The organism is Paenibacillus sp. FSL W8-0439, from assembly GCF_038008995.1.
In the GTDB taxonomy this organism is placed as follows: domain Bacteria; phylum Bacillota; class Bacilli; order Paenibacillales; family Paenibacillaceae; genus Paenibacillus; species Paenibacillus polymyxa.
On the sequence record NZ_JBBPAK010000001.1, the window covers coordinates 1,106,958 to 1,132,022 of the forward strand.

The 25,065-nt window shown below is 45.8% G+C and carries 21 protein-coding genes; 13 read left to right on the forward strand and 8 right to left on the reverse strand.

All coding sequences use genetic code 11. From position 1 onward, the window contains the following. Positions 1 to 13: 13 nt before the first annotated feature. The 4 genes from MKX36_RS04820 to MKX36_RS04835 form a co-directional block, all read right to left on the reverse strand. Positions 14 to 394 carry a DUF3899 domain-containing protein gene (locus MKX36_RS04820; protein WP_340864307.1) on the reverse strand — a complete coding sequence of 127 codons (381 nt, stop codon included), beginning with the start codon at positions 392 to 394 and terminating at the stop codon, positions 14 to 16. Further along, positions 394 to 2,037, reverse strand: a complete 1,644-nt coding sequence (locus tag MKX36_RS04825; RefSeq protein ID WP_340864308.1) for a peptide ABC transporter substrate-binding protein — start codon at positions 2,035 to 2,037, stop codon at positions 394 to 396. Before MKX36_RS04825 ends, MKX36_RS04820 begins: the two co-directional genes overlap by 1 nt. A gap of 241 nt (positions 2,038 to 2,278) precedes the next feature. Further along, complete coding sequence (locus MKX36_RS04830; RefSeq protein ID WP_016821457.1) at positions 2,279 to 3,229, reverse strand: ABC transporter permease; 951 nt, start codon at positions 3,227 to 3,229, stop codon at positions 2,279 to 2,281. 1 nt (position 3,230) lies between these two features. Then, positions 3,231 to 4,157, reverse strand: coding sequence for an ABC transporter permease (locus tag MKX36_RS04835; protein ID WP_019686283.1), 927 nt, complete (start codon positions 4,155 to 4,157; stop codon positions 3,231 to 3,233). A gap of 318 nt (positions 4,158 to 4,475) precedes the next feature. Here MKX36_RS04835 and MKX36_RS04840 point away from each other — a divergent pair, with 318 nt between their 5' ends. The 3 genes from MKX36_RS04840 to MKX36_RS04850 are packed head-to-tail and all read left to right on the forward strand — an operon-like array spanning position 4,476 to position 6,710. Continuing rightward, a complete protein-coding gene (locus tag MKX36_RS04840; protein ID WP_016821455.1) occupies positions 4,476 to 5,243 on the forward strand; it encodes an amino acid ABC transporter substrate-binding protein in 768 nt (255 codons plus the stop codon). A 40-nt stretch (positions 5,244 to 5,283) separates the two neighbouring features. Continuing rightward, the gene (locus tag MKX36_RS04845) at positions 5,284 to 5,943 is read left to right on the forward strand and encodes an amino acid ABC transporter permease (protein WP_016821454.1); all 660 of its coding nucleotides are present in this window, start codon (positions 5,284 to 5,286) and stop codon (positions 5,941 to 5,943) included. 14 nt (positions 5,944 to 5,957) lie between these two features. Beyond that, a complete protein-coding gene (locus MKX36_RS04850; protein WP_019686286.1) occupies positions 5,958 to 6,710 on the forward strand; it encodes an amino acid ABC transporter ATP-binding protein in 753 nt (250 codons plus the stop codon). Positions 6,711 to 6,996: 286 nt separating this feature from the next. On the opposite strand, the gene MKX36_RS04855 is transcribed toward MKX36_RS04850, so the two are convergent. Together MKX36_RS04855 and MKX36_RS04860 are read right to left on the reverse strand one after the other, a co-directional pair. Continuing rightward, on the reverse strand, positions 6,997 to 7,896 hold the full coding sequence (locus MKX36_RS04855; protein WP_340864309.1) for an AraC family transcriptional regulator: 900 nt from the start codon (positions 7,894 to 7,896) through the stop codon (positions 6,997 to 6,999). 103 nt (positions 7,897 to 7,999) lie between these two features. Next, positions 8,000 to 8,203: a hypothetical protein gene (locus MKX36_RS04860; protein ID WP_017426317.1), complete on the reverse strand. Its 204-nt coding sequence runs from the start codon at positions 8,201 to 8,203 to the stop codon at positions 8,000 to 8,002. On the opposite strand from MKX36_RS04860, the gene MKX36_RS04865 reads away from it, so the two are divergent. The 3 genes from MKX36_RS04865 (at position 8,139) to MKX36_RS04875 (ending at position 9,921) form a co-directional block, all read left to right on the forward strand. Further along, the gene (locus MKX36_RS04865; RefSeq protein WP_340866074.1) at positions 8,139 to 8,957 is read left to right on the forward strand and encodes a DMT family transporter; all 819 of its coding nucleotides are present in this window, start codon (positions 8,139 to 8,141) and stop codon (positions 8,955 to 8,957) included. The genes MKX36_RS04860 and MKX36_RS04865 overlap by 65 nt on opposite strands. A 53-nt stretch (positions 8,958 to 9,010) precedes the next feature. Further along, the gene (csaA, locus tag MKX36_RS04870) at positions 9,011 to 9,343 is read left to right on the forward strand and encodes a chaperone CsaA (protein WP_290404622.1); all 333 of its coding nucleotides are present in this window, start codon (positions 9,011 to 9,013) and stop codon (positions 9,341 to 9,343) included. A 104-nt stretch (positions 9,344 to 9,447) separates the two neighbouring features. Further along, entirely contained in the window at positions 9,448 to 9,921 is a 474-nt protein-coding gene (locus tag MKX36_RS04875; protein WP_017426319.1) for a DinB family protein, read from the forward strand. Between the two features lie 137 nt (positions 9,922 to 10,058). Here the strand turns inward: MKX36_RS04875 and MKX36_RS04880 are convergent, their stop codons facing one another. Continuing rightward, positions 10,059 to 10,997 carry an EamA family transporter gene (locus MKX36_RS04880; RefSeq protein ID WP_340864310.1) on the reverse strand — a complete coding sequence of 313 codons (939 nt, stop codon included), beginning with the start codon at positions 10,995 to 10,997 and terminating at the stop codon, positions 10,059 to 10,061. A 109-nt stretch (positions 10,998 to 11,106) separates the two neighbouring features. Here MKX36_RS04880 and MKX36_RS04885 point away from each other — a divergent pair, with 109 nt between their 5' ends. Beyond that, positions 11,107 to 11,994 carry an AraC family transcriptional regulator gene (locus MKX36_RS04885; protein ID WP_016821440.1) on the forward strand — a complete coding sequence of 296 codons (888 nt, stop codon included), beginning with the start codon at positions 11,107 to 11,109 and terminating at the stop codon, positions 11,992 to 11,994. 101 nt (positions 11,995 to 12,095) lie between these two features. Here MKX36_RS04885 and MKX36_RS04890 read toward each other — a convergent pair whose 3' ends face one another. Next, positions 12,096 to 13,448 carry an MATE family efflux transporter gene (locus MKX36_RS04890; protein ID WP_340864311.1) on the reverse strand — a complete coding sequence of 451 codons (1,353 nt, stop codon included), beginning with the start codon at positions 13,446 to 13,448 and terminating at the stop codon, positions 12,096 to 12,098. A gap of 136 nt (positions 13,449 to 13,584) precedes the next feature. Between MKX36_RS04890 and MKX36_RS04895 the strand changes: the two genes are divergently transcribed. The 6 genes from MKX36_RS04895 (at position 13,585) to MKX36_RS04920 (ending at position 25,037) form a co-directional block, all read left to right on the forward strand. Then, on the forward strand, positions 13,585 to 14,277 hold the full coding sequence (locus MKX36_RS04895; protein WP_103042222.1) for a TetR/AcrR family transcriptional regulator: 693 nt from the start codon (positions 13,585 to 13,587) through the stop codon (positions 14,275 to 14,277). A 372-nt stretch (positions 14,278 to 14,649) separates the two neighbouring features. Beyond that, the gene (locus MKX36_RS04900; protein ID WP_340864312.1) at positions 14,650 to 18,675 is read left to right on the forward strand and encodes a DUF5695 domain-containing protein; all 4,026 of its coding nucleotides are present in this window, start codon (positions 14,650 to 14,652) and stop codon (positions 18,673 to 18,675) included. Positions 18,676 to 18,810: 135 nt separating this feature from the next. Beyond that, entirely contained in the window at positions 18,811 to 20,109 is a 1,299-nt protein-coding gene (locus MKX36_RS04905; protein ID WP_025364150.1) for an alpha-glucosidase/alpha-galactosidase, read from the forward strand. Between the two features lie 13 nt (positions 20,110 to 20,122). Next, the gene (locus MKX36_RS04910; RefSeq protein WP_016821435.1) at positions 20,123 to 21,949 is read left to right on the forward strand and encodes a sensor histidine kinase; all 1,827 of its coding nucleotides are present in this window, start codon (positions 20,123 to 20,125) and stop codon (positions 21,947 to 21,949) included. A gap of 16 nt (positions 21,950 to 21,965) precedes the next feature. Beyond that, positions 21,966 to 23,558 carry a response regulator gene (locus MKX36_RS04915; RefSeq protein ID WP_167438328.1) on the forward strand — a complete coding sequence of 531 codons (1,593 nt, stop codon included), beginning with the start codon at positions 21,966 to 21,968 and terminating at the stop codon, positions 23,556 to 23,558. Between the two features lie 123 nt (positions 23,559 to 23,681). Then, positions 23,682 to 25,037 (forward strand): ABC transporter substrate-binding protein, encoded by a 1,356-nt coding sequence (locus MKX36_RS04920; RefSeq protein ID WP_225164849.1) that lies wholly within the window; start codon positions 23,682 to 23,684, stop codon positions 25,035 to 25,037. Positions 25,038 to 25,065 lie beyond the last annotated feature (28 nt).

Genomic DNA, 25,065 nt, shown 5'->3' on the forward strand with positions numbered 1-25,065 from the left:
GCTCCTCATCCCCCTAACTCATCCCCATTAATACTATCGAGCAAAATATAAGTCCCGTTCCGCACCCCGAAGTATATACCTTGAGGTGGCGGAACATGGATGTTTTCCAGGCTGACAGAGATTCATCGGAACGCAAACGTTCATTTTCCTCCTGCAATGCCTTGGATTGACGAATGAACAACTGCCCGATGTCGGCAAATCCCCGCAGGAAGAGGGTGAGAAAACCACTTTGCAGGACATGGAAGATCGCACCGATTACCAAGCCTAGCAATCCTAACAGAAATAGCAGATTTGCGGTAGCCAGGTTTTCACGACCGTTCACGAGGTGGGGTGCGGCGTATAGAAATCCTAAGATACCAACAATCAGGGCAGTGATCCCAAAACGTAAAATCATTATTTTACGACCCGTTTTGCAAAACGGAGATCTGGATTCGAACGAGCATCGAATACGATGCCTTGAATTTTAGGACTGATTAAGGCGGTGTCCGCAGAGAACTGGATCGGAATAATCGGCAGATCTTCCATCAATACGTCTTCCGCCTGGTGAAGCTGTTCAAAACGTTTTGCCGGATCAAGCTCAAAGGTTGAGGATTCGATCAGCTTGTCATACTCCGGGTTGCTCCAGTTGGTAAAGTTGTTCGAATTTTTGGAAGTATAGTGTCCCAATACGCCAAGTGGATCAAGGAAGTTTCCTTCCCAGCCCATACGGGCGATCTGGAAGTTCTTTTGTTTAAAGGTATCAATGTATGTTTTCCATTCCTGATTCTCCAGCGTCACTTCAACGCCCAGGTTCGTTTTCAGCATTTCCTGAATAGCTTCAGCTACTTTTTTATGCTTGTCCGACGTGTTGTATTTGAAAGTGATCGGAGGCAGCTTGGTCAAACCTTCTTCTTTCAGACCTTCGGCCAGCAATTGTTTTGCTTTTGTTGCATCAAACTCATAGTATTTTTTCGGCGCTTCATCACGGAAGTCCTTACCAGATGGTGTTGTTGTTCCGTATGGAACATAGCCGTATGCCGGAGTCTCGCCACCTTTGGTTACGTTGGTAGCCAGTGCTTCACGGTCAATGGCGTAGGCAATGGCCTGTCTGATTTTTTTATTGTCAAACGGCTTTTGTTTTACGTTGAAAGAATACGTGTACACACTGAAAGATGGGTGCGACAGGAATTCCTTGCTGCTCTTTTCCTGATCCAGTGTATCTACAGGAAGGCTCAAAATCAGATCCAGATCACCTGTTTTGTACATTTGATAATAGGTTGTGGAGTCTTGAACCATTTTAAAATTAATCGTTGCCATTGTAATGGCATCTTTGTTCCAGTATTGATCGTTTTTCGTCAGCGTAATTTGCTCGTTATGTTTCCATTCCTTGGCTACATACGCGCCGTTGCCGACAATTGTGTTAGCTTCTGCTGCCCATTTGTCGCTTTTCTCCACAACAGCTTGGTTCACAGGTAAATAGGCGTGACCCACAGCAATCGTAGGGAAGAAGCTCAGCGGTGATTTTAGCTCAACGACAAGCGTTTTATCATCTTTAGCCGTAACTCCTACGTCTTCAATTTTACCTTTGCCTGTGTTGTACGCTTCGGCACCTTTGATGTAGTAGAGGGCAGAAGGATCATAAGCAGCCGTTTTCGGATTCAGTACCCGTTTCCAGGAGTATTCAAAATCCTTAGCTGTCAGCGGGTCACCATTCGACCATTTTGCACTGTCACGAATGGTAAAGGTGTATGTTTTGCCGTCAGGAGACACATCTACTTTGCTGGCAGCACCTTCTACGATTTTACCGGCTTTGTCGTATGTATACAGCCCTTCGTACAAGTTATCAATGACAAAATAGGACGTTGTATCTGATGCGAAAGCAGGGTCCAGTGTATAAGGCTCGCCACCTGCCAGATTGGCTGTAATTTCTTGCGGAACATCTGCTGGAGACGCAGTGGACGAGTCATTGCTTGCTGTCTTATCCCCAGTGCCAGAGCATCCTGCTAAAGCCGTTACGGCTAAAAGTAAGATGATCGTCATCCAATGCATTTTTTTCATCGTGGTTTTCCTCCATTATTATGGTTAGTTATTTGAACGTTGTGTATAAATCTCAAAACGATTTCAAATCAGCAATATTATAGAGAGCGAAACGATCAGCCGGGATTTATTCATCCTCCTTTCCGGCAGGTATGCCGCGTGTGCGCACTTCCATAAAGGAGCTGCCGTTTTTTCTGCGGTTAGGCGAGAAGCTGCGGATTATGATGACACCCCTCCTTGTCCAATTTGGATATCTGCGTTGTTAATGCTGTGAACGCGGGTCAAGTGCATCCTGAAGCCCGTCTCCAAGTGTGTTGAACGCCAGCATGGTGAGCGATATCATCAGGCCGGGGAAGAATAGGCGCCACCATTGACCGCTTAAAATAACGCCGAGCGAATCGTTAGCCATCGTTCCCCAGCTGGCCGAAGGAGACTGAATTCCCAGACCGAGAAAGCTCAGGAACGATTCGGCAAAAATAGCCGACGGAATAGTAAACGTCAAATTTACGATAATGATGGCTGCTGCATTCGGCAGTAGATGCCTGAAAATGATGCGTGAATGAGATGTCCCCAAGCTGCGGGCTGCCAGTACATATTCCTGCTGCTTAAGCTGTAGGATTTGCCCACGTACTACCCGGGCCATGCCGACCCATCCAGTAATAGATAAAGCAATAATCATCGTGAGCAGGCCGGGCTTCATAATGACGAGCAGCAGAATGATGACCAGCAGATAAGGAATGCTGTACAAAATCTCAATAATTCGCATCAGGACATTGTCGATTCGGTCGCCCATTTTACCATGGCCTGCACAATAACCAGCTACACAGCCGACGAGAATGCCAAGCACCAAATCAATGGCAGCAGCAGCAAAACCAATCATAAGTGAAATTCTAGCTCCGGCCCATGTCCGTGCCCATACGTCCCTGCCCAGATCATCCGTGCCAAACCAATGCTCTTTCGAAGGAGAGAGATTCGTCTTCAAAAGGGACTGGTCACTGGGAGCATAAGGAACCATGGAAGGTCCGACAATCGCCAGCACAATAATAATGATAAGTAGGGAAAGCCCCAACAGAGCAAGCTTGTTGTTAAAAAGTCTGCGAAGCCGATCCCGCCATGGTGACTCTTGGGGTCTAGTCAACGCGGGGGTGGGCATCTGGCTGCGGTCTACAAGACTAAAAAGGCTGTCCTTTTCGACAGTAGGTGCTGCTTTCATGTTAATCTCCTTTGCTGACTAATTGGATTCGTGGATCGACAAGGCGATAGGAAATATCAATTAAAAATAAGGTTACGACCAGAATGGCACTGTAGAAAATGGTCGTACCCATAATGACTGGATAATCCCGGTTAAAGATACTGTCTACAAAATATTTACCGATGCCGGGAATGGCGAATATTTTTTCGACGACAAAGGTACCTGTAATCACGGAAGCGAATAGCGGTCCGATAAAGGACAGCACCGGAATCAATGCATTGCGTAGTCCGTGACGAATGACTACTGCCCAAGAGGACAATCCTTTCGCTTTGGCGGTGCGTATGTATTCCTCATGCATGACTTCCAGCATACTTGTCCGCATAAAACGGGCGATAACAGCAAGAGGTGAAACAGCGAGAGCTAGCGATGGAAGCACCGTATGCTGCCAGGTTCCCCATGAGGCGACCGGAAGCAGATGCCATTTGACGGCAACATACTTGATTAACAGTGGTGCCAATATGAAGCTGGGTATGGAAATACCCACAATGGCGATAAACATCGAAATATAATCCAGTGGTCGATTATGGTGTAAAGCAGCCAATGTTCCAAGCGCAATACCGGCTATAATCGCAACCACGATGGATTGAATACCCAGCAGTGCAGAAGGTGGAAAGCCTCTGGCGATAAGCATATTTACGTCAGTCGTTTTCGATTGAATAGACGGCCCCATATCCAGCACGAGCAGATTTTTGAGATACAACACATACTGCACAGCGAGCGGCTTGTCCAGATTGTACCTAGCACGCATGTTTTGCAATACGGCCTCCGGAATCGTCTTGGAATCGTTCGAGAATGGATCTCCCGGAATGATGTGCATGATAATAAACGTTAAAGTGACGATAATCCATAACGTAATGAGCATCGTGAAAAGACGTTTTAAAATGTACATGGGACTTTATTTCTCCTGTCTATCAAGCTGATTTACATTCTATTGCTGCTGAATCTTCGAAATAAATAAAAGTATATAAGAATACTAGGAAATGATAAAACGGATAAGGTAACATGTCAAGGTAAGGTTTTACATTATAGAACACAGGTCAAATTTTCGTCACAAGTTTTCCATGTTTATAAGGTTAAGATTCCGCTGATTCCTCTCGACGAGTATCCTGCGGTATGGTATGATGATACTCTGATAACGTGTTAACGAACTAAAGCGTTTGCCGCCTGTTTTTGAATACGGGGGTCACCATTGTTGGAGGGGAATAAGATGAGAAAAGCAGCCATGTTTACGATGATGATTGGGTTGATTATGATCGTGTTGGCCGGATGTTCCGGCGCTAAGGATAGCAGCAAGTTGATTATTGGAATTGATGATAAATTCGCGCCGATGGGCTTTAGAGATGAAAATAATGAGCTGACCGGTTTTGATATTGATTATGCGAAGGCGGCAGGGGAACAAATGGGCAAGCAAGTGGAATTCCAGCCGATTGACTGGTCTGCCAAAGAATCCGAGCTGAACAGTGGACGTATTGATCTCATTTGGAATGGATACACCATTACAGATGAGCGTAAGGAAAAAGTACTGTTCACGAAGCCATATTTGAAAAACAGTCAGGTCATTGTTGTTCCAGCTACCTCCAGTCTTTCCAAGCTGGCTGATCTGGCGGGCAAAACGGTGGGACTCCAGACGTTGTCCTCAGCAGCCGATGCATTGGATGCGAATCCGATTAAAAGTAAATTGAAGTCAGTGTCCGAGTACCCGGACAACGTTCTCGCTTTGACAGACTTGAAAACTGGTCGCCTGGATGCAGTTGTCATTGATGAGGTTGTTGCCAAGTATTATATGTCCAAGGAACAAGGGACGTATAAGCTGCTTGATGAATCACTGGCTCCTGAGGAATACGGTATTGGCGTGAAAAAAGGGAACGAAGAGCTGTTGACGCAACTGCAATCTGCTTTGGATGAGCTGCACAAGAACGGAAAAGCGGCTGAGATTTCAAAAAAATGGTTCGGTGAAGATAAAGTATTAAATTAATATGTAGTGTAATGAACTAAGGGTTTAGGAGTCGAAGGTTATGAGTATGGAATATATTTTACGAATTATGAAGCCTATGCTTGAAGGGGCACAGATGACGGTCATTTTATTTTTTATTACGCTCATCTTGTCTATTCCGCTGGGGTTTATCGTTACGCTGCTGGCCAAAAGTCGGTTTAAGCCTATTGCCTGGCTGATGCACACGTACATTTATGTTATAAGAGGCACGCCGCTTCTGCTGCAATTATTGTTCTTTTGTTTTGGTTTGCCGATGTTACCTGTCATTGGCGAGTACCTGGTACTGGACCGGACAACGGCTGCGGTACTGGCGTTTGTACTGAATTATGCGGCTTATTTTGCAGAAATTTTTAGAGGCGGGATGTTGTCGATTGATAGAGGGCAATACGAAGCTTCGCAAGTGCTGGGCTTAAGCAAGTCGCAAACGCTGATTAGAGTCATTGTGCCGCAAATGGTACGGATTGCTTTGCCTGCGGTAACCAATGAGGCGACGACCCTGGTGAAGGATACAGCTTTGCTGTATGCGGTAGCGGTACCGGAACTTCTGCATTTTGCTAATACAGCTGTAAACCGCGATTTTACGATTGTGCCTTATGTTGTAGCGGCCGTTATTTATTTGTTGATGGCTTTGGTGCTTACCATATTCTTCAGAGCGCTGGAAAAACGCTTTAAATTTGAGTAAAAGGAATGTCGGATATGAACACTAATGCAATAGAAGTAACCGATTTGAAAAAATCGTTCGGCCAGCTCGACGTTCTGAAAAGAGTGAGCTTTAACGTGAAGTCGGGCGAGGTTGTAGCTGTCATCGGTCCTTCAGGCTCAGGGAAAAGTACCATGCTCCGTAGTTTGGTACACCTGGAAGATGTGACGGGTGGGACGATTCGCATCCATGATAAAGCACTGGTGGAAAATGGTCACTATGCTCCGGCAGGCGACATTAAAAGCATTACTACCGGAATGGGCATGGTGTTTCAGCATTTTAATCTGTTCCCTCATTTGACGGTGCAGGATAATCTGGAACTGGCTCCAAAGCTGGTGAAAAAGGTGAGCAAGGCTGAGCTGCGACGCCAAAGCGCCGAGTTGCTGGCTAAAGTCGGCTTGGCGGATAAAGCGGATGCGTATCCGTCCCGATTATCGGGGGGACAGAAGCAACGTGTAGCGATTGCCCGGGCAATGATGATGAACCCTGATATTTTACTGTTTGACGAGCCGACCTCGGCCCTTGACCCCGAGCTGACAGGCGAGGTGCTGCGAGTGATCAAAAAGCTGGCTGAAGAGCATATGACGATGGTCATCGTGACCCACGAAATGAATTTCGCGAGAGATGTGGCGGATCGCGTCATTTTTATGGATAATGGAGAAATTGCGGAATCTGGTACACCAGAGCAGATCTTTGGCAATCCGCAGTTGGAACGGACGAAGGTGTTTTTGAATCGGGTGGAGGCTTAAAAACATAGTTCTTTCCAGGGGAGGCGCTGTGCGTGCAGATTGTTCTTCCGATCGCTGTTGCAACGGGATTTTTCATTTATATGACACCTGGTAAGGTTAAAATCCCGTTGCAAAGGCGAACGCTCCGCCTCTTCAGAACAATTCTGCCCGCTCCGCTCACCAACCACCTGGTATGTAATATGTTTTTAAGCAGGAAGTGTGAGTAGGAATAAGAGAAAGGGAGATGGCAAAGCGCCATCTCCCTTTTGCAGTTGTTAGGTTGCAATAAAAGCTGACACTGGCAACTTCATTCCTTAATCATAAAATCATTTCTAAATTTGCGGAATTCTTTAGGTGTTTTATTATAATGTTTTTTAAACGACTGAATGAAGTGATTTACGTGATTGAAACCCGCTCTGTGGGCTATTTCAGTGATGGTATATTGTGTTGAGGTTAGTAATTCACTGCTTTTCTTGATGCGGTATTTAATCAAATAATCATAAGGTGTCATATGAATAGTTCGCTTAAAACTACGAGTGCACTCTGAAATACTTAAATGTGCTATATCGGCAATTTCTTGTAGTGTTATGTTGTTGAAGTAGTTTTGATGAATAAAGCTAAGCATCAATTGAAGTCTTTCCTGTTGTATTTTCACGTATTTAGGTGCTTCCTCACAAGAAAGCGAAATATTAGATATTAAGATGAACCATAATTGTGCCGTTTTGATGGATACCTCATATTCCCAACCCCATTTTTTTTTCATATCAAACTTCTGTTTCATATCCCACAGCATTTGTAGCATTTGAATTTGCCATTCAGCATCTCCTTTAATTACAAGTGACAGTAAGGAAGAGTTTGTATAAGGCAGTACATAATTTTTTTCCATCGCACTATCCGCATAAAAGGCCAACAGCTTCTCTGGAAAATTAAAGCTGACATATTGACCGTGATGTGAAAGCTGGGTAGTCACGTGAAGAACACCCTTATTGATTAAAATAGCTTGACCTGTGTCTAATTCATGATCAATCCCGTTCACTTGTATAACAAGTTTTCCCTTAGTAACCAAAGTGATCTGTAGTTCTTCATGCCAATGTAAATCGTTAAATCCTCTACCTTTAGGAATACTTTCATGAACCGAATGGGTGTACATGATGTATGGAAATGAAACATCGGGATAGAGAATGGTCTCGTGCAGTTGTTTTTCCATTGAAGAGAAGGTCCTTTCTTATGACGATATTCCTATATAAATGAAAGATATACTTACACAAAATAAATAAAAGCGGTGATATTATTATACTCAGTTCAGTTTATTATTCAATTGTTCTGTGCACAGACAATGGGTCAAACACATCTGAGAGGGTCATTATGAAAATAAATAAAACATCGCTATCTTTGAATCCGTATTTTTTGCTGTTCATCAGTATTTTGTCGGTTTCCGTCTCTTCCATCATGATAAAATCTTCACATACTCCAACCTCCGTGGCTGGAATGTATAGATTGTATATGTCAGTCATATTAATGCTTCCTTTTGTACCCTGGAAAATGCTCCGCACCTCAGATATGACCAAAAAAGATTGGGGTACCGTTTTCTTGGCTGGTCTTTTTCTCGGATTACATTTCTTATTCTGGATGGAATCTTTGGTATATACCTCAGTTGCGAGCTCCATGGTCATCTTATCCTTGCAGCCTTTATTCGTAATGATTGGTTCATACTTTATGTTCAGAGAACGAGTAAACCTATTCACTATTTTTTGCTTGATCGCTGCTCTTATCGGTTCAATCATTATAGCTTGGGGAGACATAGGGACTTCGAAAGGGGCATTAATCGGGGATGGGTTATCCCTATTAGGAACAATCTTGGTTTCGGCTTATATGATAGCAGGACAGAAGGTAAGCCACAAAATAAGTGCAAATTTTTATAGTGTGATTGTCTTTTTTCTTGGCGGCAGTGTCCTGCTAGTCTACAATTTGGTGAATCATTGTTCCTTGATCGAATATGACTCGTCGGATTGGACGTATTTCTTATTACTTGCAGTAATTCCAACTATTTTTGGTCAATATATTTTTAATCTGCTGTTGAAGTCAATGGGGGCAACTACGGTGTCAGTGGGTATTATTGGAGAGCCTGTTCTCGCCATCCTTCTCGCCTACTTATTCTTGGGAGAAATAATGTCTGCATTTCAATTCATAGGTGGAATCATGACTTTATTCGGTATGGGGATGTATTTTTGGGCAAAATCGCTAAAGTTTGCGGTTGCAAAATATTAAAATTGTTTACGGTTTATCGTGAAATTTAAGAAAATAATGAGGAGAATACTTACATGGCAACGATTGATGATTTTTTGAAACTCGATGTTCGGGTTGGAACTATAATTAAAGCTGAGTTTTTTGCAGAAGCTAAAGTACCTGCTATGAAACTTGAAATCGATTTTGGACAAGAGATTGGAATAAAAAAATCGAGTGCACAAATTACAAAAAGATATATGGCGGAGGAGATTATAGGAGAACAAATCATAGCTGTAGTCAACTTTCCTCCTCGACGGATAGCAGGCTTTAATTCAGAGGTATTAGTCCTTGGAGGTATCCCCGAGAAGGGGGACGTGGTCTTATTGAAACCAGATATTAAACTACCTGATGGAACACCCATCGGATAATAAATTGTTCCTGTTTCATCTGTGACCTTTTCATGAAGAAGGGAATTGGTTGCGAGTATAGAATTAATACCTTAGAAAACTACTAAATTTTGGAGGTTGGTAGCATGTCTGTAGTAGCTCAATATCTTCAGGAATGGCTAAGGCACAGATCGGTGTTGCAAGAATTGGTTGAAGTCATTCCTGATGAGCATATTGACTTTAAGCCTTGGGACAATGCGATGCCCATGGGTTCCCTAATCGTTCACATAGCCAGTTCTATGAAAATGTTCGTGGATACCGTAAAAAATGGTACCTTCACTCCACCGACAAAAATAGACGAATATCACACAATAGCCGATGTACGCAACATCGTCGATCAATTGACGGAGGAAACAATCCGAGAATTGAAGGAATTAAATGCTCAACAGCTAGAACAGGAGATTGAATTTAGGAACTTTCTCGGCACTGGGAGCTTCTGGCTATCCATGGCGAAAGACCATGAGATTCACCATAAAGGTCAATTGTTTACGTATGTACGAATGGTTGGAGTAGAAAATGTGCCTTTTATGATTAAGCAACCACCTCAAAATAAAAACTAACGTTCGATGTATTATCTAACGAGCTCAACACCTCAAACAGTAGATTCATAAATATAATGAAACGGCAGCCATAAAAACGGCTGCCGTTTTCTCCATTAAGGAGCAGCTTTATCCTAATGCCTCTCCATAAGCTTAGCTTACTCTGAGAGCGGGATATCTTCTTTTGATTGGTTATTTGAAGAAGGCTTTTTATTGAATGCCAATAACAATATCAGTCCGATGATACATATTACACCTACCCATTGAAAAAAACCAAAAGGCTCTTTTAACCAAAACACAGTTGTTAGAACAGCAGCTAGAGGTTCCAGACTACTTAGAAAGCTTGTTTCTTTTGGTGAAAGACTCTGTAAGCTTTCTATATAGAACCAAAATGCGATCATTGTGCCGAATATGATCACGAACGCTAGATATAAAATGGTTTCTAGTGTCAAGGTTTTAAAATCGACCTGCCAAGGTGGATGAATCAAGCTTAATCCAAAACCGCCGATAACCATCGCCCAACCCACAATAACTAGGGAATCGTATTGCTTCAGAAGAGGAATTGCGTATAAGGTATAAAAAGCTAGGGCTATTGCTGATAAGATCCCCCAAACGATTGCGATCGTTGGAACGGATAGCTGAGAAATGGAGCCGTTTGTTAACAAGAAGAAACAACCCACTACAGCAAGGAAGATAGCTGATAAATCCTTTCGTGTGAAGACAGTGTGCTTTCGCAGAATTAAATAGATGATAATCATTATAGGCGCTAAATACTGTAATAGTGTCGCAACAGCAGCATTACCTTGTTGGATCGATGCCATATACGTATATTGAACTGACAGCATACCAACCAAACCGTAGACAACGAGTTGGAAAGCAGTCCTTCTATTTTTCCACACACCCCATATTTGTGTACGGTCTTTTATTAAAAATTGAAGGGCCAAGAGTAAAACACCAGCTATGAGCAAACGTGTTGTTACAAGCCAATTTACATCGATTTGTTGAAAAAGTTTTTTTGCAACGGTCCCACTGATCCCCCAAAATATAGCTCCTGTGATAACAAGAAATAATCCTGTTTTTCTAGCTGATTTATCCATGAATGTTCTCCACCTTGAAATATAATAATAGTGTTATAATAGGTGAAAAAAATTTTAAATTATACCTGAATTTGATGTTAAAATATAAATATATTGAGGTCGTGATGATTTGCAAATAAAAGATTTCATAATTGGCCAAAACCTGAAAGAACTAACCGAGCATCGGACGGTCGTACTACCGGTTGCATGTTATGAAACAACGATTAGCCAAAATATACATGGATACATACCACTTCATTGGCATGATGAAATTCAATTTGTTCTGGTTGTAAAAGGGGAGGCGATCTTCCAAATAAATGAGGATAAACGAATCGTACGACAAGGTGATGGGTTATTTATAAATAGTGGCTGCCTACATATGGCGGAAGATCAGAATCAATCGGGTTGCGTCTATGTCTGTTTAAATGTTTCTCCTCATTTCGTTTTATCACAAGAGCTTTACACACCTTACGTAGCTCCTTACATTCAAGCGACAAATTTACCTTATGTATACATAGATTCTAACGAGCTTTGGGGGAAAAACATTTTAGATGCCATGTTGAAGATTAATCAATGTATTCAACATAAATCTCCATACTATGAAATCGATATTACGATGTATTTAACATTAATTTGGAAAAACCTAGTCATGAATGGTTTTCCATTAGAATACGACCAGGTGGAAATGGTAAAGAATCAACGGATCAAACAAATGTTAAACTGGATCTATTTGCATTATGCTGAAAAAGTCACATTAGATGATATTGCAAAAGCTGGTCAATTGAGCCGTTCTGAATGCTGCCGATATTTCAAACGAATTTTAAAGGTAACTCCGTTGAATTATGTAATGGATTATCGGATTCAAAAAAGCTTAGTCTTATTGCAACAAGCAGAATCTAACGTTACAGAAGTTGCCTATAAGGTTGGATTTAACAGTACCAGCTATTTTATAGAAAGATTCAGAAAAGCGATGAACATGACACCATTAGCCTACAAAAAAATAAAAATGGATGATTGATATTCAGGGCTTTTTTATCTACCACGCTAAGTAGCGGCGGAATCTAAAAAGACAGGATCGGTTAATGTCCTTATCCTGCCTTCTTGCATGTTATATGTTTTCTACTGTACTAAATGATCCAGCTCTGGCTGCAATCTGTTCCGCAGAACATACAGCATAATAGCTCCAACAAGGAACGCGACGGCATCCGCAATGACGAGCGACCAGACCACCCCGTGGAAGCCACTCATTCGATTGGCAATGTATAGCACGGGGATCAGAGTAATTCCCTGTATGACGGACATAATAAACGCAGCGGTTCCCTGCGCCGTTGCTTGGAAAATCCCCGTAAACAACGTGGTCATCCCCGTAATGAACAAGGATAAGAAGGTCACATGCAGAATGTAGCTGCCCATTACAATTAATTGCGGGTCATTGGTAAATAAACCAATTAGATGGTCGGAAATCAGATAGACGATGATGCCAAACACGACTGCCAAGGCCAAAATCGCTTTGATTGTAAATCCAATAGTTTGTTTCATTCGTAATTTATTCGCTGTAAAACTAAAGGCAATCAATGGTACAACACCCTCGCATAAGCCCATCAAAATAAACTCAGGAAATTGTAATAAACGTGAGGAAATTCCGTAAGCCGCTATGGCCTGATCCCCATACTCGACAAGAAAATGGTTAAAGACGAGTGACATTGCACCCATGAAGAGACTCATAATAAACACGGGAACTCCGATTTTGAATACATTGCTCAGAATATCCTTGGTAGCCTTGAACCATTTTATGGAGATAGTTAAAAATTGACTCTTATATCCCATATGGAAGGCGTAGAATATACTCGCAACCACATTAGAAATAACCGTAGCTGACGCAACGCCGATCACGCCCCAATGGAAAACGAAGATGACCAGCGCATCGAGAAAAATATTCACGACAACACTGAGTATCATACCGATCATCGACGTAATTGCAGCACCCTCCGAGCGCACGATATTCTCCAGTGTGAAGAATAATACGACGAATGGCGAACCTATAAGCATAATCGTGACATAGTCCTTCGTGAAGCCGAAGGAGTCAGGTGTCGCCCCCAGACCCTGAACGAGTGAATCGATCAACGGGAGACCAAGGGCCATCAAGATAAGACCGAGAACTAAACTGCTGTAAAAGGCGAATGAAGACACATTCTTTACATCAGCATACTTTTTCTCTCCCAGCAATCGGGAGATAAATGCACCGCTGCCGATGCCAACCAAATTTCCTATCGCCATAATGGCCGCGAATAACGGCAAGGTTAGTGCGAGTGCGGTTAACATGGCGGTATTGTGGAGAGTGCCAAGGAAATAGGCATTTAAGATGGAATAGATGACACTCATTGACGTACCTAGCATCATCGGTACAGCGAAGTGAGCTACGGTTTTAGCGATCGGTGCTTTTTCAAAGTAATGGAGGTTTTCTGCATCCATGCGAGTCACTGCTTTCTTTATTTATTTGGCCTAATCTAACACCGTTAGATTGAACCTTACAGTGTTAGATGTTATCATGAATTAATAAATCTGTAAAGAATAAACTTACACTGTTAGATTAAAGGGCGGATAACCGATGAAAAAGCAGCAACCTCAGATTTCGGAAGGTAAGATCTTAGAAGCTTCGTGGGAGCTTCTAGGGGAGGATGGTATCGAGAAATTCAGCTTGAGACGATTGGCCGATCGGCTGGGGATTCAGGCTCCCTCTCTATATTGGTACTTCAAAAGCAAGCAGAATCTCTATCAGCGTCTGGCCAACCAGGTATCGAAAACGATTCTGGAGGAGTTTCATTCCGAGGGGGACTGGAAGGAGCAACTGAGGGAGCTGGCGGTAACGATGCGGAGTGTACTGTATCGGTACCCCTGCTCCACGCAGCTCATGATGATGACGCTGCCCCACGAACCGGACATCATCCGGTTCACCAACCGTATGCTGCTCTGCGTGGAGTCGGCGCCGCTTGAGCAAGAGCAGAAAATGCAAGTGGTTACAACGCTTGTGAACTATGTCTCCTACTTCGTCCTGGACGATTATCAGCATGAACGTAATGTCTCCGCGCTCCTTAAGGATAAGGACAAGGGAGCACTTCCGGGTGAAGAGATGGTTCACCTTCTGGATTCCATGAGTGAGACAGAAGTAGGACTATTCCGGCGGATGTTCAAAAATGGGCTGTTCGAACTGATGGGAACCGATAGAGCATTTGAGTTCGGATTGAAGCTGATTTTGTTGGGGATTGAGCAGGTGATCAAGGAGCAGGAAAGTAGTATGTAAAAAAACAGCCCATCCATTAATGGATGGGCTGTTTTAATTAGATTTGCGTTTACCTTAAATTGTTATTGAATATATAACTTTATTCCCCACTATAGCAGCTCAATATAAATTTCTTGAAAAAATCTCGTCGCAACAGTGAGCGGAAGCACAATCTGCACGCGCGCTCACTTCCTTCGTCGTAACTCATCCCACGACACGATTAGGTTGAAATCCTATATAAATCGGTTGAAAATGTTGATTTTACCAATGGACAAGGATTTGTACAATAGAGTTGTAGCGCTTACATTTCCAAGGAGGTTGCGGCGAAATGAAGAGACTTCAGGTGATTGGCAAGCAAATCAGGACCCCGAGATCAAAAAGGAGGCCGTGTTGATGAAATTTAAGGGAATATTGGCGGCGTTTTTGTTTTTAACCACAGCGTCTGTGTTGTTTGGGGCGCATACGGCAGAGGCTCATGAGCTATCCAATGACAAGCTGACGATTCAGACAGGCGAGCATGGCGAGATTTCATCTATTCGTATTAAAGGAGATGCGTTTCCGACTGAATATGTCATGAACGCATCGGTGACACCTGAGCAGAACACGGGAGATCATCAGTGGCTAGGGGAGCTAATGTTCACGTACCGACTGGATGAAGGTAGCTGGACGAAGGCATGGACAAATAAGTCGGCAGACGCACGTAAGATTACGACCAGCGGCAACCGTGTTACGGTCACGTACGAGAACTCAAATAATGCAGAAGGCATACGTAATTTTAAGGTCATTGAAACCTATTCGGCGGAGTCGAATGGTTCGGTGCTGTGGAACATACAGGTACAGAATACGAGTGGCAAAAAATTAGAGATTGGCGATTTTGGATTGCCTTTACCTTTTAATGAGCAGTGGACCTATGGTGATGCGATTTACGAAACGAGAGTCGTGACGCATTCCTTTGTCGGCAATAACGGCTCCTATATTACAGCTGGGCGTCCGAGCGGCATTGGTTCTTCGCTGCTACTGATTCCTGATTCCACAACAGGAGCAGGCTTTGAATATCAAGATCATTGGCGAGATGAGGAGCATCCGGGCAGCAAGTGGGCCTGGAATCCGGCCAACGAAGGCAAATGGCTGGAGGGATTGAATGTATTTTATATTCATTCCAATGTCATCAAGTCCACCAACCGTGGATATTTACCCAACACAAGCCTGATCCTGAATCCCGGTCAAAGCAAAAACTATGGCTTCAAGTTTCTGGCGGTGAAGGACGAGCATGATGTAAAAGATACGTTGTATCAAGAAAACTTGGTGGATACTACGGTCGTACCAGGCATGATTGTGCCTACGAATCAAAAGGCGAAGGTGGATCTGCGTACCAAGCAAACGATCAACAAGGTGACCTATCCAGACGGAACCGTTATTCCGCAGACGGATAGCAAGGCCGGAGGACACCACATTTATGAACTGAAATTTACTAAGCTGGGCCCGAATTTCATTACGGTGGAATACGGCAATGGCAGCAAAACGGTTTTGCAATTCTATGCCATCGAGCCGATTGATCAGGCGCTACAACGGCACGCTACCTTTATGGTAGACAAAACCCAGTGGAACGTGCCAGGTGATTTGCGCGATAAGGTATTTGACGATTGGATGATGCATACCAAATCCAAACGCAACATTTTCAACGGCTATTGGGGCTGGGGGGACGATTGGGGTCTGACCCACGGACAGTTCCTGGCTGAGAAAAACACACTCTCTCCAGTCGCCAAAGAGGTGCGGGCTGTGGACGATTATTTGGAGACGGCAATCTGGACGAATCTGATGAATGGACATCATGAGGACTATTTAATTCATGATTTCCTGATGCCGGAGCCAAATGATACACCGACCTACCGGGGATATGCCTACCCGCATGTATACAACACGTATTTCAGTATGTATAAGATTGCCAAGGAATACCCGGATCTCGTCACTTACAAGCATCCGAAGGAAACCTATTTGCTGCGAGCCTATAACATTTTCAAAGCATTATATGAAGGACCCGTTGCGTACAACTGGGAAACAGGTTTGATGGGTGAGCTGACCACACCGGATATTATTCAGGCCCTTCATGATGAGGGCTACGATGATGAAGCGAATGATCTCAAGGAAAAAATGGATCGCAAATATAACAATTTTAAAAATACAAAGTATCCTTACGGTTCTGAATATAGCTACGACAATACAGGCGAAGAGGCTGTATATACGTTAGCCAAGCAGAATATAGATACAGAGGGCGAGCAAAGTAAAGCCCTGGAAATGATGGGGAAAATTAATGCCAAAACTCGTGCGTCACGCGGTCATATGCCTGTATGGTACTACTATACCGATCCGGTGACGATTACCGGGGAGAACTGGTTTAACTTCCAGTACACGACTTCACTTGCGGGATATGCGATGGATGACTGGATTCGTCATCATGAGGACAATCATCGCGAGGAGCAACAACGGCTGTCCTATGCTGCCAAAATTGCCAATGTCGGAGCGATTAACTCCGGGCAAATCAGCTCGGACCCTGAGAACATCGGGGCGGTCGCATGGACGTATCAAGCGGAAAAAGGCAATAACGGAACAAACGGCACCGGCGGCGGTAAAAACGTCCCGCTCTTTAACGGCTGGCGCGGCATGAGCGGTGAGGCTGACCTCGGATTGTTCGGTGCACTTAAAACCTTAAGCGCGGATATCGCGGTTGATCCGATATTCGGATTGACGGGCTACGGTGCAGAGGTGAGCAAAAGCGGTAACGTGTATACGATCAAGCCGCTGGACGGTTTGTTCAAACGGGTCAATTTGATCACGGAAAAGCTGTATATCGAGCTGGAAAAGGATCAGTATACTGAAGCCAAGCTGGCAACATCCAAGGATAATGTATGGCTTCAATTGAAAAATCAAACGCCGGGCCAAGCTCATTCTACGTACGTTACATTTGATGGTTTAAAGAAAGGAACGTACCTGGTTAAAGTGGGGGGACAATCGCAAGGCAAGTTTAATGCGTATGCACCAACCAATAAGCTTAAATTGGAAATTGGTACAGCATCCTCCTATACGGTAGAGCTGACACCAACCACACCAGATCCCAACAAAGCACCTGTCGTTGATGCAGGCAAAGATTCCAAGGTGAAGCTGCCGGATCAGATTATTCTGAAAGGTACAACTACAGATGACGGGCTTCCGCAAGGAAAAGTGACAAGCGAGTGGAGTCTGGTTGAAGGACCACAGAACGCGAAGGTCACATTCAGCAGCAAGACATCAATACGTACGAAGGTGGATGTTTCCGAGCCAGGAACGTATATCTTCAAGCTGACAGCCAGCGATTCCCAGTTATCAGGAGAGGCTAAAGTAACTGTGATCGCTGAACCGGCGGCACCGTTACCTGAACGGCTTGCCGTTTACAAGTTTGACGAAACAAGCGGTGCTCTTGCTGTGGATTCATCAGATAGCGGCAATGATGCTAACGTTAAGGGGACCGTGGCATGGGTTGCGGGTAAAACAGGCAATGCTGTCAGCCTGAACGGCAAGGACAGCTATGTGCAGCTTCCGGCAGGAATTGTCAGTCGGGCACAGCAATTGACCGTATCCGGCTGGGTCAAAGCGAACAGCCTGAGCGATTATGTGCGGATTTTTGACTTTGGCTCCGGGACCAATGAATATATGTTCCTGACCCCTAAAGCCGGGAACCGGATGCTATTTGCCATTACGAATCAGGGTAACGGGCAAGGACAGGAACAGACGATTGATGCCCCTGTATTGCCGACAGGCGTATGGAAGCATGTTGCGGTCACGCTTTCGGGCTCCACAGGTATTTTGTACGTGGATGGGAAAGAAGTGGGACGCAATACCAACCTGACCTTGAATCCAACCAGTCTGGGACAAACGAAAAATAATTTCATCGGTAAGTCCCAGTACCCTGATCCATATTTCAATGGTCTGGTGGATGACTTCCGGATCTACAGCCGCGCATTGAATGCAAACGAGGTGGCAGGTCTGGCCTCTGGTACAGCACAGAGTCTGGTGGCAACTGAGGACATCACTGCGTTAAAAGAGGTGAGTGTAACCACTCATGTGGGTGAAAAACCTGAACTGCCAAGCGTAGTGGAAGCTACGTATGGAGAAGGCTCCACGAAATGGGTAGCTGTGGAATGGGAGGATATGGACCCTGCACAATATGCTGCTCCAGGTTCGTTTGAATTGAAGGGCAAGGTGGAAGGGACGGAGTTGAAGGCAATAGCCAAGGTGACCGTAATGGAGGCAGGGGCCGTGGCTTCACCGGCAACATCAGTTAGCCCGGAGACTTCAACAACTCCGCCAACTACGACATCCCCGGTAACATCTGTCTTGCCGCCTCGGCTTATCAGCCCAGCTAAATCAGTGGGGGTATCCTGAGTGGGAGGCAACAACGCATAGTTATGGCTAATCTTTCCCATCGTCACTTTCTTCCTGCAAAGGGGAGAGTGGCGATGGGTATCCTTGCATTTGAGGTGCAAAGCTGCGAACAAAAAGCTGAATGGGGGACAAAGTATGAGCAAGATTACATTTCTGGGTGCAGGCAGTACGGTATTTGCTAAAAATGTACTTGGCGATTGTATGTTGACGCCTGCTTTGCAGGGCTTTGAACTGGCGTTGTTCGATATTGATCCCGTTAGGCTGAAGGATTCGGAAAATATTTTATCCAATTTGAAAAAAACAACGGGGAGTACCTGTGTGATTCGCTCTTACACTGATCGCAAGGAAGCACTGCGTGGAGCAGCCTATGTAGTAAATGCCATTCAGGTGGGCGGCTATGATCCGTGTACGATTACGGATTTTGAGATTCCCAAAAAATACGGTCTGCGCCAAACGATTGCCGATACGGTCGGCATTGGCGGCATTTTCCGCAATTTAAGAACGATCCCCGTGATGCTCGATTTTGCGGCAGACGTGCGCGAAGTATGCCCGGAAGCACTGTTCCTCAACTATACAAATCCGATGGCTGTGTTGACGAATGTAATGAACGTACACGGCGGTGTCCGGACAGTAGGGCTGTGTCATAGCGTACAGGCGTGTATACCGGAGTTGTTCAAAAGTCTTGGACTGGAGCAGGCAGGGGTAAAGGCGAAAATTGCAGGTATCAATCATATGGCATGGCTGCTCGAAGTGAGCAAGGACGGGGTGGATTTGTATCCTGAGATTAAAAAGCGGGCTGCCGCCAAGCAGCAGGAAAAGCATCATGATATGGTGCGCTTTGAAATGATGCTGAAATTCGGCTATTACATTACGGAATCGTCCGAGCATAACGCAGAGTATCATCCGTATTTTATCAAACGGACATATCCGGAGCTGATTGAACGGTTCAATATTCCTTTGGATGAATATCCGCGCCGCTGCGTAAGCCAGATTGAACGCTGGGAGACGATGCGTGAGGAACTTTTGGGCAATCAGGATCTGCGCCATGAACGGTCGAACGAATATGCTTCTTATATATTTGAGGCAATTGAAACCAATCAGCCTTTTGCCATTGGCGGTAATGTGATGAATACAGGTTTGATTACCAATTTGCCGAAGGAAGCCTGTGTGGAGGTGCCCTGCCTGGTGAATCGTAATGGGGTTACGCCGACCTTTGTCGGGGATTTGCCGCCCCAATGTGCTGCACTGAACCGAACGAATATCAACACCCAACTATTAACGATTGAAGCTGCGATTACGGGGAAAAAAGAACATATTTATCACGCCGCTATGCTGGACCCCCACACTTCAGCTGAGTTATCTATGGATGATATCGTTTCTCTGTGTGATGACCTGATTGCAGCGCACGGGACATGGCTTCCCGCTTATGTGTAAGGGAGGCCGATGAATGGGGGGCCGGGGTCGTCAAAAGTTTGCTGGGATTCCTACGATCCGTGGGAAATTTATTGTATTGACGCTGGTACTGACCGTCATTCCGATGGTAGTGCTGACCTTTACCTTTTACCGGATTGCGGCCCATTCTCTTGGTGAGAAGTCAGAAGCACTGGCAATGCAGTCCCGGCAAATGAGTGAAAATTACGTTAATGCGACACTCTCCGATTTGAATGATCTAACCAACGCCATTCTCAGCAATCCTGATGTGCAGTCCACACTGGAGACCAAGCCGGAAGATGATTATGAATACTTGCGGAACGACGAAACACTCAGCATGGTCGTTCGTACGCAAACCCAGACCAAGCCGTATATCACGTCCTCGCTCATCTATGCCGCCAATGGCGGACTCAAGCATTCTCTCTATCAAGGGAATGTTTCGGTCCGTTTTGGCGGCCTTCCTACATTAAAGGAAGCACGTGTGTACTACCGCCGTCTGCTCGCCGAGCAACCTATGATGTGGATGGCTCATCCGCCGTTTGAATCAGGACGCGGGATGGCGGAGGATCGTATATACGTTGGAAAGCTGCTGCGAAAAACGACTGGAGATTATGAGCCGCTTGGATTTTTGCTGTTGGAAATCGACAAGGCCAGTCTGTTTCGTGGGCTTGCTTTTCATGAAACAGACAGCAATACCCAGATGTGGGTGCTGAATCAGGAAGGCGAGCCTGTATACCGATTGCCGGAGCAGAGCATTGCGGACCTATCGCTATTGCGACAAATCGCCAAATCCGCTGTGGATAGACCCGTGCTTACGAAGGACTGGAGAACATGGAACGGCCGCCAGACGATGATTTCCTACGGACCGTTAAACGAGGGACAATGGACGCTCCTACAAAAAGTCGATCAGTCCGTGCTATTCGAGGACGCGCGGCAAATTGGGGCCTGGACCATCTGGACCTTTTTGATTGCACTGGTGTTGGGCTGGATGCTGTCTTATCGGCTAAGTGATACAATTCGTCGCCCCCTGCTTCAATTGAGCCGATTAATGGCGGTGGATGGGAGTGTGACCACCACGGCCTCAGCCCAAGCTCCTGAAGCTCCTGCTTCCGTTGTATTTAACCCTAAGGATGAGGTAGGGCAGATCGGGGAGCGATTTCTTCATATGATGCAAAAAAATCATGAGCTGTACGGGCAAGTATACGAAGCGTTGCTGTCGCGCAAACAGGCCGAGTTTCGCGCGCTTCAGGCGCAGATTAATCCGCATTTTCTGTACAACACACTGGAGTCACTGAAGGGAATGGCGCTGGCGAATGGGCAGCGGGATATGGCAGAGGTGATTGGTGCCTTCGGTAAATGCTTTCGCATTTCGCTAAGTTATGGTCGAGAGCAAATCAGTTTGGGACAGGAAGTCGAGCATGTAAGCGCCTATGTAAAGGTACAGCAGTTTAGGTTTCGGAATTCGTTCGAGTGGATTTGCGAAGTCGAGGAGGATATTTGCGGGTTTTACGTACCCAAGCTGATTCTCCAGCCACTCGTTGAAAATGCCATTTACCACGGTTTGAAAGGGCGTACCGACCGCGGCTATATTATGTTATCCGGTGCGAGGGAAGGCGATGCTTTGCGTTTAACAGTTAGCGATGATGGGGGCGGTATTGGAGCCGAGCGTCTGGACGATATTCGGAAATCGCTAGATGCCGAGCGGGGGAGTGCGATTGGCTTTGGACTCCGCAATGTACATGAACGTCTTCGGCATTATGGTCCCCAATATGGTCTGTCTGTGACAACCGAGTTGGGTCAGTACACCTCGGTTACCTTACTGGCACCCATTCGAACCGAATAAGAAAGGGGAGGATGGCATGTACCGGCTGCTGATTGTGGACGACGAATATCATATTCGGGAAGGACTGAGGCTGATGGTGGCGGAAAGTGGCCTGTCAGTGGAAGTCAGTGATATGGCGGAGGACGGCGCAACGGCATTACGGTTGTATACAGAGCGGCGACCGGACATGATTTTACTGGATATTAATTTACCGGATATGAGTGGGCTGGACATAGCCAAAACCATTCGGGAAAAGGATCAGCAGACCCCGCTGTTATTCCTGACAGGGTACGAATCCATGACGTATATTCGTCAGGCCGTTTCGCTTCAAGCGGTTGATTATTTACTCAAGCCAGTGACAAGCGAAGACTTTGAAGCAGCTCTGAGACGGGCTGAGGATCGCATTGCGCAATGGCGTAGAAGCGAGGAGGAAGCTATTCACCGTCATCGTTCATTGGAGCCATTGTACAGGGAGCACTTGCTGCTGGATCTGCTCCAGCAGCGGCGCCCCGCAGCCGAGGTCGTTCAGGAGATGGACGGGCTGGGATTTTTCGGCGAGACGAGCAGACCGCCTTATACTGTGCTGTGCTGTGAGCTGGAGGAGGCCTCGCAGCAGGTAGCATCCGCTCCTAACGAGTCGCAGAGTTCTGCCAATAAGAGCACGCATGTATTCGCTGAGTTGGCTTGGGAGGCTGCGGCAGCAGCCGGTACGAAGGCGCATGGTGCGGCGGTTTCCCGTGATCGGCGTGTTGTACTGCTGGCGGCGGCATCTTGCAGGGCAGCGGAGCAGACGGCCCGGCAGATTCGTCAGGCGGTGCAGGAACGATTGAGCCAGGGGATGTCCATTGGGATTAGCCGTCCCGTACAACGGATGGAGCAGCTTCCTGAAGCATATGAGGAAGCAGTACAGGCTGTGGAGCATCGGGGGTGGGTGGGCTATAGCCAGATCATCCCCTTCGAGAGCATTCAGGCGGCTGAGCCGAACAGTAGTCATTTGCTGGAGAAGGAATTGCTGATGATTACGGAAATTCGTGCCGGCAATGATGCTGCCGTACATGCGATTTTGCAGGAATGGTCTGGACAATTAGCGGGCTTGCCTGTCAATCAGGTGAAAATGATCGTCACTCAGCTTGTTCTGTTCGTTATGCGTATTGTTCAGAGCGATGCATCCGAAGGACAAACATCCATACAGCAGCAGGACCCATTATTGGAACTGTCCCGATTGCGGCACGGACCTGAGATGATTGATTATGTATCACGCTATTTTGTCCGGGTGGGTCGCCAAGTGCGGGAATCGCGCGAAAAGGGGATTCCGCGCAAATTCCAACGGGCCAAGGAATGGATTCGTGAGCACCTTCAGGAGGATGGCGGATTGAACCGTCTTGCAGCGTACATGAATATGAGTCCCAAGTATTTGAGTGCCCGTTTTAAGCAGGTTACAGGTGAAAGCTTCGCTGAGTACCAGACGCGTGTGCGCTTCGAGCGAGCCCGGGAATTGCTGTTGGACCCGAATCGCAAGGTGGCAGAGGTGGCGGAGGCTGTGGGCTTCGCAGATACGAACTATTTTAGTATTGCCTTTAAAAAGCATACCGGATTAACGCCAACGGAATTCCGCAAAACATTTTTGTAAACGCGCTGTTAAAAAAATCATACCAAAACAAAGAGAGTCTGGAGTCGTTAGGTGGTCGGCTTCGGGCTCTCGGCGCATAATAGGCTTGTAAGGAGAAACCAGTTCAGGAAGGGGCCGGTTGATTTGCGAAAACGAAGGTTACGGACATGGATGGCTCTGGTGATGACGGCGATGCTGACAGGGCTGACGGCGTGCAGTGGTAGCGCTGGCGAACCGGCTAATCCCAATGCGGTCGAACTCAAGTTTATGTACTGGGGGAGCAATGACGAAAAGCAGGCGATGGAAAAGATGATTCAAAGCTTTAATGCATCCCATCCGAACATTCGGGTGAAGGGCGAGCATGTTCCTGGTGACTACACCACGAAAATTAACACTTTAATGGCTGCCAATCAGCTTCCTGATATCGCCTACCTGGGCGATTCGCTCACGATGAAATGGGCAAGTGAAGGTAGACTCCTAGATTTATCCTCCTATTATGACGAATATCCCGAATTAAAAAACAAGCTCAAATCCTCCTATCTTTACAGCGAACCTGGCAAGTCTATCGGCAATTACACTGCGTTGGAAGTGATGCAGCTATTTTACAACAAGGAATTGTTTACAGAAGCAGGGGTACCCGTTCCTCCGGCTGATCCTGAAAAAGCGTGGACATGGGATGAATTCCTGGAGATTGCCAAAAAGCTGACCAAGGATCAGAATGGCAAGCACCCGGGAGACAGCGGATTTGATCCGAAAAATATTGTGCAATACGGCTTTGCCTTTGGCAACGACCGCAGCTCCTGGGGGCCGCTCTTAGCAAGCAATGGCGGAGGTTTAACCGACAAAACAGGCAAGAAGTATACTCTGAACCGCCCTGAGTCGGTAGAGGTGTTTCAGAAGCTGCAAGATCTGGTTTTCAAGGAGCATGTTTCTCCTGATTTGATCCAACAGCAGGACATGCCGTCCAATACGATTCGGCTCCAGACTAAAAAGGTGGCTATGGTGGTAGACGGAACATGGTCCCTGCTCGATTTTTCAAACAACAAGCAGCTGCAATGGAGTATCGGCGTTTTGCCGAAGCTTAAAGAGCCCAAAACGATGATCGTTGCGGGGGCCACAGTTATTTTCCAGAGCACCAAGCACCCGAAAGAAGCGCTCGAATTTTATTTGTACCATAACAATCCTGAAAAGGTGGATCTGTTCAAGTCCGGTCTGTGGATGCCTATCGAAGAAAAATATTATACCGACGAGCAGGCCATCCAGTCGTGGACGAATAATGCCGCACATCCACCGGAATTTCAACAGGCTGGCATTGAGTATGCCAGAGATTATGCGATCAAGCCGTCAACTTCGACTCTTCGCAACTGGCCTGATATTGGTTCCAAGCTGACCCCAGGGCTGGATCTAATCTGGACGAACAAGAAGACGCCGCAGCAGGCGCTGGATGAACTGGAACCCATTATTCAGCCACTACTTCAAGGAGTGTATCCGGATGAATAATGCGGCAGGACAGCTGCGAAAGGAGAAC